Genomic DNA, 15,095 nt, shown 5'->3' with positions numbered 1-15,095 from the left:
GCTTTTGTCTGTTTTTAGAAGCTTCAACACGCTTCCTTTCAAAGGGCTTGTCTGTTTGAAGTCATTATGTGGTTTATGTTTGTATCAATAAAGAACCATAGCATCATTGGTATGCGAAAAAGCAGATAAAAAAGCAACCATTTTCATACAGATGATTGCTTTTTCACACTGTTTCTTTATGTAATCAGAACTGTTTGCGCTTTGATGCTGCAGGAATTTTCAGCTGATCCCGGTATTTGGCAATGGTTCTCCGGGATATTTCCAGGCCATCCTCCTTCAACAGATCACACAGCTTCTGGTCACTGTACGGCTTCTTTTTATCCTCCTGATCAATCAGCGAGCGCAGGCGCAGATGAACCTCGTTTGCACTCGTGTCCTCATTCACTCTGGCAGGAAAGAAAAACTTCAGGGGAATGATCTGCTGTTCAAATAAGATGGATTTGCCGGATACAGCACGGGATATGGTGGATTCGTGCAGGCTCAGCTTAGCCGCGATATCCTTCATGTTCAAGGGCTTCAGCTGTCCATGCTGCAAAAAGAAATCCTGCTGGACAACGGCAATGACCTCCATGATGCGCTCGATGGTGGAATTGCGCTTTTCAATACTGCTCAGCAGAGCCTCCGCCTGCTTTTGCTGCTGGCTCAGATATTTTGCTGTGTCCGCATCTGCATCCTTTACAGGAGCTTGCAAGCGCAGTCCATAGGTTTTGCGAAACATCTGTATGTGGATTTCATTCTCCTCCACAACGATCTGCATGTCCGGATTTACATAGGCGCTGCTCGTTGCATAGCGTGCCCCCGGCTTTGGGTCAAGTGAGCGGATCAGGGAAATCGCCTGCAGCACATCCTCCAGAGGTATCTGCAGCGCCTCTGCTATCGCAGGAAGCTTGTTCTCGCTAACCTCCTTCAAATAGAAGTTTACAATCATGATGGCAATCTGGGAGTAGGGAATGTCCTCAAAGCACAGCTGAATCAGCAGGCATTCCTGAAGGCTTCTGGCACAGACTCCGGCCGGCTCAAAGGTCTGTATCTCATTGATCGTATCCTCGATGTCATCCAGGCTGTACTGTGGAAGCATTCGCTGGATATCTTCATCCTTCAGCTGCAGATAGCCGTTTCCATCCAGTGAATTGACGATAAACTCTGCAAGCTCCTTATGAAGCGGATGCAGGCATGTGGCAATCTGCTCCTGCAGTACATCCGCAAGGGTCTGCTCATTTGTCACAAAATTCAAAAGCAGGTCAAAATCCTGCTGGGAATGGGATGCGGCCCCGGTTTCATAGGCATCATCAAATTCCAGCAGCGGATTTTTCTCCAGCTCCTCTTCAATCCAGGATTCCAGCTCCTGATTGTTCATTTCCAGTATTTTCAGATCCTGCTGCTGCCGAATGGATAGCTTCTGCTGCTGTGTAAGATTTTGCAGGACACGTGTTTCCAGTTTCATTTTACATCACCATTTTTATTATACATGAAATTGAAAGAGTTTTCATCTGGGAAATTTAGGTTTCTCACACAGGAATCACGAAAAGGTATGGTATAATGAACAGCATGTAAGGAGGGAAGATATGCAGATTGATACTTTACAAAGGAAAATCGATGAAACACAGGCTGTATGCAGAAGCTTAAAGCAGCGCTCCTCTTCCTATGCGATGCAGCGAGGTGTTCTGATTCTGATTGCTCTGTTAGCCCTGTTTCGCGGATATTATTATGAGCAGCTGTTTTATGCGCTCTGTGTGCTTTCACTGGGACTGTTTCTATATATCGCCGCAAAGCACAGGGCGTTGAAACAGAGGATAGAAGATCATGAGGTTATGATGGAGGTACTGCAGGATGTACTGCGGCGCAAGAACAATGGGTGGAAAGCATTTCAGGATACCGGTTCTGAATTTCTGCAGGAGGAGAATACGCAGGCATATGATCTGGATCTGTTTGGGGACGCGAGCCTGTATCAGTATCTCTGTGTGGCAAAAACCGTATACGGAAGAGAACGACTGGCAGAGCTTCTCAGTGCACAGCAGCAGTCCCGCAAAGCGATGCAAAGCCGCAGTGCTGCCGTACAGGAATGCGCCCGAAAGACGACATTCACCTTTACCCTGATACAGCTTTTAAAGCTGTATGAGCGTCATGGACAGCGAAAAAAACGTTCAACCATGGAACATATCCTAAGCTATATGGAAGAAGAACAGGTACAATATCCACGCATTGTGCGTATGCTGTGTGCTCTTGTATCCGCACTCACACTTATGACACTGCTTCTTTTTCTGTCAGGTATCATCCACTATGGCCCCGTTCTCATACTGGCTACCGTTTCTCTGTGTCTTTCGCTTTTGTTTTTTATGAAGCATGCCCAACAGCTGTCCGGCGTAGCACCACTGGCATATCTGATTGAAGATTATGAGCGAATCTTTCATCTGATTGAGGATACTGCCTTTCAAAGTGATGCTCTTTGCAGGATTCGTTCGGATGTGGAGGAAGCTTGTGCCGCCATAAAAAAACTGCGCCGCATACTGATGCTGGTACAGCTGCGCTCCAACAGTATCCTGTTTTTCCTCGTCAACGCCTTTGGTTTGCTTGATTTCCAATGTGTGATTGCTCTGCAGGACTGGAGACAGCGCTATGGCAGAACCCTGCGCATCTGGCTGCAGGATATCGGAGAGCTGGAAAGCTATCTATCTCTTGCACAGCTGAATCTGGCGAAGGAAGCAGTCTGTATTGCGGACAGTACACCCAAACCTCCTTATCTGCATGCGGTAAATATTGTGCATCCGCTGCTGGAGGAAGGAAGTGCTGTTGCAAATTCTATAACAATCGATAACGGCACCTATATCATAACCGGCTCCAATATGTCAGGAAAAACCACCTTTTTACGAACGCTGGGCATCAATCTTGTGCTGATGCATGCAGGCGCCGGAGTCTGTGCCGATTCCTTTTGTGCAGGCAGCATGAACCTGTTTACCTCGATGCGTGTGCATGATAATGTAAGCGAGGGAATATCGACCTTTTATGCGGAAATTCTGCGCATTCAGCAAATGAATGAGGCAAGCAGAAAGCAGGAGCCGATGCTGGTTTTGATCGATGAGATTTTTAAGGGTACAAACAGCGCGGATCGCATTTACTGTGCAACAAGTGCCATCCGTCATCTGCATCAGCCGTGGATCATCACCCTGATCTCCACACATGATTTTGAATTGTGCGAGCTGAGCGGCGACCCGGCCATACGGGCAGTGAATTATCATTTCTCGGAATATTATGAGAAGGATCGCATCTGCTTTGATTATCGGCTGAAAGAAGGAAAATGCATAACAACGAATGCCAGAGAGCTGATGCGTCTGGCCGGATTCAAGGAGGAAGTATGAGCAAAACATTTGTACTGGCTGAAAAGCCGAGTGTAGGAAGAGAGCTGGGAAGAGTTCTCGGCTGTCCGATAAAAAAGGACGGTTATATGGAGGGAAACAAGTATGTGGTTTCCTGGGCACTGGGACATCTGGTAGAGCTGGCAGACCCGCAGGATTATGATAAACGTCTGGAAACCTGGGATATGCAGGACCTTCCGATGCTGCCGGACAAAATGCAGCTGAAGGTGATCTCACAGACCGCAAAACAATACAAGCTGGTAAAGAGCCTGCTGCACCGCGGAGATATCCGTGATATTGTAATCGCTACGGATGCCGGAAGAGAAGGGGAGCTGGTGGCCCGCTGGATTCTTGAAAAGGCAGGGGTACGCAAGCCGATGAAGCGTCTGTGGATTTCGTCACAGACAGATAAGGCGATCAAGGAGGGCTTTGCGCATCTGAAGGATGCCAGAGAATATGAACCCCTTTACCGCAGTGCGGTATGTCGGGCTGAGGCAGACTGGCTCGTCGGGTTGAACACCACCCGCGCGCTGACCTGTAAATTCAATGCACAGCTTTCTGCCGGTCGTGTGCAGACACCGACACTGGCTATGATTGTCGACAGGGAAGCGGAAATCCGCAAATTCGTACCAAAGGAATATTTCACACTGCGTGTGGATGCCGGTGCCTTTGTGCTGGATTATCGCAAGAACAACAATGCGTCCATAATGGACCGTAAGCAGGCAGAGACGCTTATGAAGCAGCTGAAGCACAAGCAGATTACGATTCAGGACGTGGAGCGCAAGCGTCACAAGGAACAACCGCCGCAGCTCTATGATCTTACCGAGCTGCAAAGGGATGCCAATCAGCGCTTCGGCTTCAGTGCCAAGGAGACGCTGAATTATATGCAGAGCTTATATGAAACACATAAGCTGCTGACCTATCCCCGTACCGATTCCCGCTATCTGAGTCAGGATATCGTTGGGACACTGAAGGAACGGCTGCAGGCGATTTGTATTGATGTGTATGAGCCATTTGCACGTGACTTGCTGAAAAACGGCTATAAGGTAAGCCGCCGCTTTGTCGATGATGCAAAGGTATCCGATCACCACGCTATTATCCCAACCGAGGAATATGTGGAGCTGAACAGACTTTCACCAAATGAAAAGAAAATCTATGATCTGGTGGTTCGCAGGTTTCTGGCCGTACTGGGCAAACCGAGTGAATATGAGAAGACCAGAATTCATGCGGTGTGTGAGCATATGGACTTTTATGCCAGCGGAAGGATTATGATCAGTGACGGCTGGCGCGCACTCTATCAGAAAAACGAACGCTTTGATGAGGATGAAGAGCAGGATGATGATCAGAATCTGCCTTCTCTTGCGAAGGGACAGCAATATCCAATCAGGGATGTGCGCATCACCTCGCATTTTACCAAGGCACCGGCACGCTATACGGAGGCAACCCTGTTATCGGCTATGGAGCATCCATCGAAATTTATCAGCAACAGCCGTATGAAGGCTGTGTTAGAGGATGCGAATGGAATCGGTACCGTGGCAACACGTGCGGATATCATTGAAAAGCTGTTCAAAACCAACTATATTGAAAAACGCGGAAACTCCATCTATCCGCTAAGCAAGGGAATCCAGCTGGTATCGCTGGTACCGGAGGAGCTACGCTCTCCGCTGTTGACGGCGACCTGGGAGGAAAAGCTTACCGCAATCAGCAAGGGGAAGCTGAAGGATAAAAGCTTTATGAAGGAAATGCGCAGCTATGCCAGTGACCTGGTTGAAAAGGTGAAAAACAGTGAGGCAAGCTACCGCCATGACAATATGACGCAGAAGAAATGTCCTGAATGCGGCAGCAACCTGCTGGAAATCAACGGAAAGCGCGGAAAGCTTTTAGCCTGCAGCAGTCCTTCCTGCAAATACAAGCAGAATCTGTCGTTCACCAGCAATGCCCGTTGTCCGAAATGCCATAAGAAGCTGAATGTAGTCGGAGAAAAGGAAAAGCGTCTGTATACCTGTGTGTGCGGCTTTCGTGAGAAATTCGACCGCTTCAACGAGCAGCTGAAGGAAAAGCGCAATGTTGCCGGACGTGCAGAGCTGCAGGATTTCAATAAAAAGCAGGAGGCTGAAAAAAAGCAGGAAAAGAGTGCCTTTCAGCTCGCCTGGGAAGCTGCACAAAAAGCAAAGGAGTGAGACTGTGAAACAGGCAATCGTTCACATTGCGCTTGTCGTACGTGATTATGATGAAGCCATCGAATTTTATACGAACAAGCTGCATTTCACCCTTGTGGAGGATACCTATCAGCCGCAGCAGGATAAGCGCTGGGTTGTTGTATCACCGCCGGGAAGCAATGCCACAACGATTCTGCTCGCAAAGGCTTCCAAACCACGGCAGGAGGCATTTATCGGTGATCAGGCAGGTGGCCGTGTCTTCCTGTTTCTTGCGACGGATGATTTCAAGAGAGATTATAGGGATATGAAGAAAAACGGCATTCACTTTGTACGGGAACCCAAAGAGGCGGATTACGGCACTGTTGCCGTATTTGAAGACCTGTATGGAAACCTCTGGGATCTGGTACAGTTTCAAGAGGGACATCCGATGTGTAAACGTCTGTAACGTGAATCGCCAGTACTGCAGCTGCACGTATACGCGTGGCTGCATTTTCTTATTGTATGCTGTGTTTGCGGATGAAATAGGATATCGTTAAGAAAAGGAAAACGCCTGCGCAGAAAAGCTTCACGGTGATGTCTATACCGGTGTTTGTTATGCTTATGATCATAATCACTGGCTTTATTCTAACAACGGGAAAAGCAATCAGGCAGTGCAAATCAATCTGCAGAGTGCCTGAAGGCATAGTTACAGTAACGCTAGCGTTAACATAAGAAAAGAAATGGAGAATACGATGAAGGAAATACAATTTTTAAAGGGAGAACGGGTGTATCTGCGCCCATTTACAGAAGAGGATACGGATTTTTTTGATGTCTGGTACAACGATGCGCTGACAAGGGCGAAGATTGCCGCACCGTATCCGACAACGGCTGCACAGTCTTTACAATGTGTGCAGCGCAGCGGACATGACTGTATATGGCTGGCGATCGCTACCTGTGAGAAACATGAAGTAATTGGAGAAATCGGACTGCTGCGGATGTATCCTGCCTGGGGGACAAGTGATCTGACGATTATCATTCCCCATGAGGCACATCAGGGGAAAGGCTATGGCACAGAGGCAATCCGCCTGCTGATGGATTATGCCTTTGGCGATCTCGGCTTTCACAGGTTGGCCATCGGTGTTGTGGGATTCAATACAGATGCTTTGCGATTTTACAAGAAAAACGGATTTAAGAAAGAGGGAATTCAGGAAGACGGTTATTACTACCATTATGAATATCACAATTTCATCATGATGCGGATTTTAAAGGAAGAATTTCTGCAGCTTATAAGACAAAAATAAATAAAACAGTGGCAAAATCCTGATTTCAAACAGGTCACTTTTATTGAAATACGTACGCTGTTGTCAGATAGCATAATATGTCTTTTTCAAGTATGCGTATGGATATCCATTCTCGGTTTCTCTTTAAAAAATTTTGGAAACTATTGGGATACAGAGAAAATCTGTGAGAATGGCCAGGACGGTGGAATCTTAGCGGATAAGGGCTAAATTTGCTTATTTCTTTCAGGATGATTCACTATCTCACATGTAGATATGTATAACGGAAAGTAGATCAGAAAAGTGAGCAGTAGATGCACGATTGACATAATACTGACGAAGCGGTTGCAGGAGCTACCGTAGGTTATAATATACAAATAAAAACGATGGAGAGGATAATTGGATTTTTATCTTAACCATCGCTTTTTCTATATTGTATTTTTCTTTTGGAATTCAGTTATCGCTCAAAAAATTGAAGCGATAAGATAAATGCTATGCCTATCCAAAAAGATACGGAACAGGCCAGGAACAGTTTCTTATCTTTCTTTGCAATGAAACTAAATAGTATTTCAAACACTATGATTCCCATCAGGACACTGAGCATACAGATTTCCTTCCTTTACCGAAAATAAAATTCGATTGACCAGTCCTTTGGCAGGCAGAACCGTCACAGACTGTTTTTTTGCTTGGCACCTTTCCCTCAGACAAGGTACAGGTTTGCATACTGTATGGCAATAATCGTTTTGGCATCCTCAATCGTTCCATCGTTCACCATAACGGCAGCCTTGCGGATATCCACCCACAGCGTTTCGATTTCCTCATCCTCATCCATGGCGCGGGGATGCTCCACCGGAATCAGCTTTTTTGTCCAGTACAGATAGATTTTCTCACTGCAGAAGCCGGGTGTTGAGTACATGGCGCAAAGCGTTTCCAGCCGTTCACTCGTATAGCCGCTTTCCTCCTCCAGCTCCCGTAAGCCGCACAGATACGGATCCTCTCCCTTTTCCAGCTTTCCTGCGGGAATCTCCAGCGTTTCCTTCTGAATTGCATAGCGGTACTGTCTGACCAGTAAAATTTTACCATCCCTGATAGCGAGGACACCGACACCGCCGTCATGATGAATCACATCTCTGGGATATGTTTTTCCCTTGATTTCAACCTCATCCCGGCTCATGTGAAAGATCGTTCCCTCATATACCGGTGTAGAAGATATTTTTTTCTGCATTGTATTCACCTCGTGTTCTAATTATAACCTAGAAAAGGTGCGAAAGCTAGAGCTGTTCCAGGATTCCCTGTGCAATGCCTTGTGCGAGGGCATTCTGTCCTTCCTCGCTGCACATATAGGCTGCATCCGCACTGTCGGTGATGAAGCCAAGCTCCAGCAGCATGGCAGGCACAGGGTTGCTGTCAATCACATACAACGAGCTATCCTGTGTGCTTTTCAAGCCGCGATTCTGCGTGTATCCCAGCTGCATCAGCTTCTGCTCAATGGACTGCGCCATGGCTGTAATCGTATCATTTTTATAATCGATATAGGCTTCAAAGCCGCTGGCACCATCCCCGTATTCACTGGCATTGGTATGTATGGAAATATAATAATCCGCTCCCGCTTCCTTCGCGATGGCAACGCGGGTGCGAAGATCGTCCTTGTTATCGTTTGACCAGCTGACCTCATCACTGGTACGTGTATATACCACCGTACAGCCTGCCTTCTCCAGCCGCTCTCCGATTTTCTGCGTGATTGCAAGTGTAATATCCTTTTCATAAACCCCGTCATAGGAAACGCTGCCGGTATCATATCCGCCATGTCCCGCATCCAGGACGATCACCTTGCTTGCATCAAAGGATGCTGCCTCCACCTGCAACGGGCTGCTGGTTGCTTTGTCCGTGAGCCATGCATAGCCCTGCTGCGCCGCCGCACTCAAAAATCCGATTGTTAGACACAGTATAAGAAGGCGAGCCCATCTTCGTATATTTCTCATGTAATCACTTCCTTTTTACAGCTCCATTATCAGGGAAGCGTCTGTTCGGCACTTGTTTGTTTCGTGATGTTTTTCTGAACTCGTTTTATAACTCTATAAAACATGTGCATACTAGCCATGAAGGAGTGATTATGATGGATAAGAAAACATTGCAGGATACTGCAAAGAAGCATGTGCCTGCTCAGCACAAGGGCAGAAATGCACTGATTGCATTCATCAGCGGAGGAGCTCTTGCTGTTGTGGCACAGCTGTTTATGATGCTGTGTATGGATATGTTCGATTTGGATAAGGATACCGCGGTTTCGGTTACCGTTGTTACGGTGATACTGGTCACAGCACTGCTGACCGGGTTCGGTGTCTATGATAAGGCGGCACAGAAATGCGGGGCAGGCTTGTTCATTCCCATCAGTGGCTTTGCGAATTGTTTGACTTCGTGTGCGATTGAGGGACGAACAGAGGGGCCGATTTTCGGTATTGGCAGCAATATGTTTAAACTGGCAGGCTCGGTTCTGACTTATGGAATCGCAGCGGCGTTCGTCTTCGGTACGATTCGCTACCTGCTCTTTGGTGCCTGATATGCGTACGGTTACTTTTAAGAACGTCTATGTACAGGCGCGCTCTGCTGTTGTAGGGCCATTGGAAAAGGAAGGGCCGCTGGGAAGTCTTTTCGATAAGAGCTATGAGGATGCTTATTGTGGGGAGTCCAGCTTTGAAAAGGCGGAACGTGTATTATTGGGAGATGCTGTCGATTTGACCCTGCGCAAAGCGGGGAAGGGAGTTCAGGATATCGATTTACTGGTAGGCGGTGATCTCATCAATCAGCTGACCAGCTCACATTATTTTGCCAAGGATCTGGAGGTGCCGTTTCTTGGAATGTATGGTGCCTGCTCCACCTCCTCTCTGGTCATCGGTACCGGCGCTGTCTGGGTAGAGCATGGATTGGCAAGGCAGGTTTTGGCCTTTACCAGCTCACATGTGGCAACTGCAGAGCGACAATTTCGCTTTCCTAACGAATATGGCATACAGAAGAAGGAGACGACGACCTCGACGGTAACGGGTGCCGGTGCTGCTTTATTATCGAATGAGAAAAGCAACATACGGGTAGCTGCCTTTACGCCGGGCAGAATTGTCGATTGGGATCATAAGGATGCCAATGATATGGGGCTGGCGATGGCACCGGCTGCCTATGATACGATTACTCAGCATCTGAAGGATATGCATCGCGAGCTGAAGGATTATGACATGATTGTTACCGGGGATTTGTCAAAAATCGGATTCTCCTTTCTGGTTGACCTTATGAATCAGGAGGGCTATGACATCGATAACCGCCTGCATGACTGCGGCTTGATGATCTATGATTTTGAGCATCAGGATATCTTTTGCGGTGGTAGTGGATGTGCCTGCAGTATGTGTGTGTCCATGGCAAAGCTGCTGAAAAAGCTGGAGGACGGGGAATGCTCCCGTATCATGGTTGTGGCGACGGGTGCACTGCTGTCGCCGGTGGCAGTTGCACAAAAGGGAACCATACCATGTATTGCACATGCCATCGTATATGAAAGGAGTGATGTGAAATGATGACATTTATCAGTGCGTTTGTAGTGTGCGGCGGAATCTGTCTTGCAGGGCAGCTGATTTATGACAATACGAAGCTTACAGCGGGACATATCACTTCTATATTTGTGGTGATCGGTGCAGCCCTGGATACCTTTGGATGGTATGACAAGCTGTTGGAGTTTGCCGGCATGGGGGCCTCCTTACCGATTACCAGCTTTGGACATTCTCTGATTCACGGGGCGCTTGCGAAGGCGCAAAGCGACGGTGTCATGGGGATTTTACTTGGTATGTTTGATTTGACGGCGGCCGGAATCACCAGCGCCATTCTGTTTGCCTTTCTGGCAGCGCTCGTGTTTCGTGCAAAATCCTGATGAAGGATCTGAATCAGCGGCTGGAGGAAATCCGCACGGCACTGTCGCCGTCCTTTGACATTGTCTATCGCCATGTCACCATACAAAATACACAGGCATGGCTGATTTTTCTCTCCTCCCTGTCGGATAGTGAGCTGATTGCTTCTCTGGTGGAGGGCTTTGTCATCACGGCCGGGAATGATCTGCATATCACCTTTTATCCGGGGGCAATCGATAAGCTGACCGATCGAAAAAAGGCAATCACCAATATGCTGAGCGGGCAGTGTCTGGTGCTGATGGATACCAGCGAGGTTTACTATTGCATAGAAACCCGGCATTATCCTGCCAGATCCACTGCTGAACCGAATGTCGAGAAAAGCGTACGCGGGGCACATGACGGCTTTGTGGAAAATGTTATTCTCAATGTCGGTCTGATCCGCCGCAGAATCCGTGATCCCCGTCTGGTTGTCACGATGAACAAGGAAGGCATCAAGACGCGGACAGACGTTGCCTACCTGTACATCGATGGTCTGGTGGATGTGGACGTGCTGCATGATTTTGAAACACGCATGCATACACTTCCGGAGGCGGAAATCCTCAGCGAGCGAAATCTTGTAGAGCTGCTGTATGGAAAGACATGGAATCCCTATCCGCATGTCCGCTATTGCGAGCGCCCGGACATCTGTGCAATCCACCTGCTGCAGGGATATCTGGTTGCACTGGTTGATAATTCTCCTACCGGTGTGATACTTCCGACGACGTTTTTTGAACAGACCAAGCAGATTGAGGAATATACGCAGACGACGCTGGTGGCGACCTTTACCCGTGTCCTCCGCCTGATTGGGATTGTATTTTCTCTATATCTGCTTCCGCTGTGGATTGCTCTGGTCATCGACCAGAATCCGACGCTGCTCAATATTCCGATTCAGCATGTCAATGTATATCAGTTCGGCTTTCAGGTAATTCTGGCAGATATCATTGTCGAATGGATCCGGCAGTCCCTGATCCATACACCGACCATCCTTTCCAGCATCATGAGCTTTGTGGCTGTGTTTCTGCTGGGGGATATGGCAATTGAGCTGGGAGCCTATACAAAAGAGGTTCTCATCATGGTTGCTCTGGTCAATATCGGCAATCTGTTAACACCAAGCTATGAGCTGTCGCTTGCCAATAAGGTATTTCGTATCTTTATCGGCTTTCTGGCACTCGTATTTGGCGTCAGCGGCTTCTGTGTGGGCGTCCTGCTGCACATCGTGATACTGCTATCGACCAAGACGATTAAATTTCCATACCTGTATCCGCTCATCCCATTTTCCTACAAGGAATGTCAGCGAATCCTGTTCGGTGCTCCCATCAAGGTCAAACGGGACACTACCTCCAAATCAACCAAGAGATAGACAGATGAAACGGTTCTTACTCGATTATGGAGAATTTAACATTGTATTTATCAATAAAAATTTGAATTCTTCTTTTTGTAAACACTCTAAAGTAAGAAAGAAGCGATGAAACAATCTGTTCTTTATCCTTATGTTTTATTGATATAAACAAGCCCATTTCAGGTATTCGATTGTCAACAAAATCAAAAGATGAAGTTTGTGGGTGACGGTAGAACTGATGAATAAACATATGAAATAATAGAGAAAAGGAGTAAGCGATTCATCATTGTGAACAGCATTACTCCTTTTTAAACTTTTTGATAACGTAAAGCAATTGATTGTCATTCCTTTTGGATATTGAAAAAGCAGATACATAATGGCTTGTAATAAGCGCCCCTTACGGTAAAACTCTTTCTGTATGTTAGCTTACAGCATGGAATATATCGTTGAAATAATGAAGTAAGTCAGCATACCAAGAAAAAATATGATGATATAGATATATTTCGTTTTCATGATCTCTCCTTTCTGCGGAATTTAAAGAGTTAACCTGAATAGGCACAAACATATTGTGTTCCACTAGGTGTTCTTGTACACTGCTGCCCATCTTTTGTTATATAGCTGTATACATAAGTGGATTTATTTGTATTAAAATAAACCTTAGACGCATTGCGGTTTCCAAAATTTTTTAATGCTGTCAATCCTTGAGCGCATAATTCACCGCCAGAATAACCCGTTGTATAAATGAGAATTCCATCGATAAAATAACCAGCTAAAATTCCAGCTATAAACACTGCAATTGCTCCAGCAGCGCGTTTTTGTCCATCTACAAACAATTTATCACCAATTATTTTGACCTCTTTGCCTTCTAAAGAAGTTCCTTTTAATTTGTATAGTGGAATAGTTTCTCCTTCTTTAATTTGGATGAATTCTATATTATTATGCTCTGCATGTATTGTTTTTGAACCAGAGCCAACCATAACGTAAGATACAGCTAAACTACTTATGAGCAACCATTTTAAAGATTTCATATATTTCTCCTCTCTTCTTATTATACAGATAATCTTTAAATAGATGTGTTACAGTCAATGGATTAGGTACCTTTCCTTAATTAAAGAATACCAGTTTTTTTTAATAATAGTAACCTATTTATAAGTATGTTTAATTCTTTTTGCTGCTTCTTTTACACATCAATTCCTATAAAAAGCCTTCATACAAGATACGTACTATAATACATAGGATCCTTACGGACTTTCTTGTGCTAAAACATGAGAAACTGCTGTGCTATATAGCAATACAGGAGAAAGGAATAGTGGAGTGATGATGGTATTGTCGTTTTGATTCTACAGGAACAAAGCTGTCCAGCAGCAGTAAGGAAAATGTGCACACGTCTTTTTTGCACGAATGGAATGAATTATTCACATCATAAATTCACACAAATTATTTGAATGAAACAAAGAGAAGGCTCAAAAAAGTGTGAAATCTGTAATAAATCGACTAAAAATAAAGCATGTGTGAAAATTTTTCTACATTTTCATGCGGTTTTTTGCTATAATAAAAAAATGCGAGGTGATTTCTATGGCGTTTACGGTGACAATCGATCAGTTTGAGGGGCCACTTGACCTGATGCTGCATCTGATCAAGGACAATAAGCTGGATTTGTTCGAGCTGGATATGGATTTGCTGACGGATCAGTATTTGCATTATCTCAATGCCATGGAATCGATGCATCTGGAAATAGCAAGTGAATATTTGGCAGAGCTGGCTGGTCTGATAGAATACAAGAGCAAGAAGCTGCTGCCGCGGGAAAAGGTTGTCATTGAAGAAGAGTATGAAGAGGATCAGCGGGAAAAGCTGGTTCGCCGATTGCTGGAATATCAGCGCTATAAGGAAATCAGCGAGCAGTTTGAACAGAAATATGAGGAACGCCAGCTGATGATGAGTAAGCCGATGAGTGAGGAAACACAGAAATGGCTGAATACAACGGTAGAAGGGGAGTTTGTCGGGAATCCCTATGATCTCATTAAGGCGATGAACCGTGTGCTGCGCAGAGCGGCATTGACACATCCTTATGAAACCAGAATGACGGTCAAGGAGTTATCCCTGGATGAGCGCGTTATACAAATTAAAAAACGACTGAAGAACTGGGTAGGAAAGATGAGCTTTGAAGAGCTGTGCAGTGATTGTACGGATCTGCACATGATTATCGTTACGTTTCTGTCCGTTCTGGATTTAATCAAGCATAAGGAAATAACCTTCCACATAGATGAAGAAGAAAACATATGGATCATTCGAGGTGAACAAATATATGCATGAGCATGAAAAACGGGTTCTTGAGGGACTGCTTTTTCTCAGCGGTGATGAGGGACTGAGCATCGAGCAGCTGAACGGCTGTGTCGAGGAGCTGGATAAAAAGGAAATTGAAGTGGTACTGGATGAGCTGATGCAGGATTATCTTGCGGATGTGCATGGGATCGAGCTTGTTCGCTTTGGCGGAATTTATAAATTCGTATCCAAGGAGGCAATCCATCCGTATGCGCAGAAGCTGTTCAGCTCTACCAAGGTGGCAACCCTGTCCAATGCCGCGTTGGAAACTTTGGCAATCATCGCCTATAAGCAGCCGATCACTCGTGCAGAAATCGAGGAAATACGCGGTGTGAGCTGCGATATGATGGTGCGCAAGCTGCTGGCGAGAAATCTGATCAAGGAATGCGGCAGAAGTGATGCACCGGGAAGACCGTTTCTATATGAGGTCACGGAGGAATTTATGGATACCTTCAAGCTGGTCAGCCTGAAGGAGCTTCCGGAGCTTCCGGATTTCAAGGATACCATGGAGGAAGAGCTGTTTGAGGAATAGCTCTTTTTTACATGGTGGAGGTATGATGCAAAAAGACGAAGTGAAAAAAACTATCTTCTTTTGATGAAGCTTAGCATATGCGTATATAGAAAAAGGATATGGATTTTTTGTTTTTGTCACATTTGTGGAAAACCCATAACTTTTCCACTGTATAAAGCGTTGGTATTGTGGGAAACTGCAGTCTTTTCCATAATGATGCCAATTATTCCAC

The 15,095-nt window shown here is 45.9% G+C and carries 14 protein-coding genes; 10 read left to right on the top strand and 4 right to left on the bottom strand.

Annotated features, from left to right (window positions below; genetic code table 11):
- Positions 1-184 precede the first annotated feature (184 nt).
- The gene (gene rpoN / locus ACG3M1_RS13035) at positions 185-1,444 is read right to left on the bottom strand and encodes an RNA polymerase factor sigma-54 (RefSeq protein ID WP_009270379.1); all 1,260 of its coding nucleotides are present in this window, start codon (positions 1,442-1,444) and stop codon (positions 185-187) included.
- A 121-nt stretch (positions 1,445-1,565) separates the two neighbouring features.
- On the opposite strand from rpoN, the gene ACG3M1_RS13030 reads away from it, so the two are divergent.
- The 4 genes from ACG3M1_RS13030 to ACG3M1_RS13015 all read left to right on the top strand — a co-directional run bounded on the left by ACG3M1_RS13030 (position 1,566) and on the right by ACG3M1_RS13015 (position 6,792).
- Complete coding sequence (locus ACG3M1_RS13030) at positions 1,566-3,356, top strand: MutS-related protein (protein WP_395814238.1); 1,791 nt, start codon at positions 1,566-1,568, stop codon at positions 3,354-3,356.
- Positions 3,353-5,533, top strand: a complete 2,181-nt coding sequence (locus ACG3M1_RS13025; RefSeq protein WP_008817173.1) for a DNA topoisomerase III — start codon at positions 3,353-3,355, stop codon at positions 5,531-5,533. Before ACG3M1_RS13030 ends, ACG3M1_RS13025 begins: the two co-directional genes overlap by 4 nt.
- A gap of 4 nt (positions 5,534-5,537) precedes the next feature.
- A complete protein-coding gene (locus ACG3M1_RS13020) occupies positions 5,538-5,957 on the top strand; it encodes a VOC family protein (protein ID WP_008817174.1) in 420 nt (139 codons plus the stop codon).
- 286 nt (positions 5,958-6,243) lie between these two features.
- On the top strand, positions 6,244-6,792 hold the full coding sequence (locus ACG3M1_RS13015; RefSeq protein ID WP_008817175.1) for a GNAT family N-acetyltransferase: 549 nt from the start codon (positions 6,244-6,246) through the stop codon (positions 6,790-6,792).
- Positions 6,793-7,468: 676 nt separating this feature from the next.
- Here the strand turns inward: ACG3M1_RS13015 and ACG3M1_RS13010 are convergent.
- Both ACG3M1_RS13010 and ACG3M1_RS13005 read right to left on the bottom strand, forming a co-directional pair.
- Positions 7,469-7,993, bottom strand: coding sequence for an NUDIX hydrolase (locus tag ACG3M1_RS13010; protein ID WP_055201237.1), 525 nt, complete (start codon positions 7,991-7,993; stop codon positions 7,469-7,471).
- A gap of 46 nt (positions 7,994-8,039) precedes the next feature.
- Positions 8,040-8,750, bottom strand: a complete 711-nt coding sequence (locus ACG3M1_RS13005) for an N-acetylmuramoyl-L-alanine amidase family protein (RefSeq protein WP_100933553.1) — start codon at positions 8,748-8,750, stop codon at positions 8,040-8,042.
- A 131-nt stretch (positions 8,751-8,881) separates the two neighbouring features.
- Here ACG3M1_RS13005 and ACG3M1_RS13000 point away from each other — a divergent pair, with 131 nt between their 5' ends.
- Genes ACG3M1_RS13000 through ACG3M1_RS12985 form a run of 4 tightly spaced genes read left to right on the top strand, consistent with a single transcriptional unit; the run spans position 8,882 to position 12,051 of the window.
- A complete protein-coding gene (locus ACG3M1_RS13000; protein WP_008817179.1) occupies positions 8,882-9,325 on the top strand; it encodes a SpoVA/SpoVAEb family sporulation membrane protein in 444 nt (147 codons plus the stop codon).
- Position 9,326: 1 nt separating this feature from the next.
- Positions 9,327-10,325 carry a stage V sporulation protein AD gene (gene spoVAD / locus ACG3M1_RS12995; protein ID WP_009587434.1) on the top strand — a complete coding sequence of 333 codons (999 nt, stop codon included), beginning with the start codon at positions 9,327-9,329 and terminating at the stop codon, positions 10,323-10,325.
- On the top strand, positions 10,325-10,675 hold the full coding sequence (gene spoVAE / locus ACG3M1_RS12990; protein ID WP_035302927.1) for a stage V sporulation protein AE: 351 nt from the start codon (positions 10,325-10,327) through the stop codon (positions 10,673-10,675). Before spoVAD ends, spoVAE begins: the two co-directional genes overlap by 1 nt.
- Positions 10,675-12,051 (top strand): spore germination protein, encoded by a 1,377-nt coding sequence (locus ACG3M1_RS12985; protein WP_009270380.1) that lies wholly within the window; start codon positions 10,675-10,677, stop codon positions 12,049-12,051. The genes spoVAE and ACG3M1_RS12985 overlap by 1 nt, the downstream gene beginning before the upstream one ends.
- 521 nt (positions 12,052-12,572) lie before the next feature.
- Here ACG3M1_RS12985 and ACG3M1_RS12980 read toward each other — a convergent pair.
- Positions 12,573-13,058 carry a hypothetical protein gene (locus tag ACG3M1_RS12980; RefSeq protein WP_009270381.1) on the bottom strand — a complete coding sequence of 162 codons (486 nt, stop codon included), beginning with the start codon at positions 13,056-13,058 and terminating at the stop codon, positions 12,573-12,575.
- 547 nt (positions 13,059-13,605) lie between these two features.
- On the opposite strand from ACG3M1_RS12980, the gene ACG3M1_RS12975 reads away from it, so the two are divergent.
- Both ACG3M1_RS12975 and scpB read left to right on the top strand, forming a co-directional pair.
- Positions 13,606-14,343 (top strand): segregation and condensation protein A, encoded by a 738-nt coding sequence (locus ACG3M1_RS12975; protein WP_008817184.1) that lies wholly within the window; start codon positions 13,606-13,608, stop codon positions 14,341-14,343.
- Positions 14,336-14,884 carry an SMC-Scp complex subunit ScpB gene (scpB, locus tag ACG3M1_RS12970; RefSeq protein WP_002609177.1) on the top strand — a complete coding sequence of 183 codons (549 nt, stop codon included), beginning with the start codon at positions 14,336-14,338 and terminating at the stop codon, positions 14,882-14,884. Before ACG3M1_RS12975 ends, scpB begins: the two co-directional genes overlap by 8 nt.
- Positions 14,885-15,095 lie beyond the last annotated feature (211 nt).

Source organism: Clostridium sp. 10cd*, from assembly GCF_044336395.1.
Classification (GTDB): Bacteria; Bacillota_I; Bacilli_A; order Erysipelotrichales; family Erysipelotrichaceae; genus Clostridium_AQ; species Clostridium_AQ innocuum.
The sequence above is the reverse complement of the archived record's forward strand: the minus strand, read 5'-3'. Positions and strand labels throughout refer to the sequence as shown.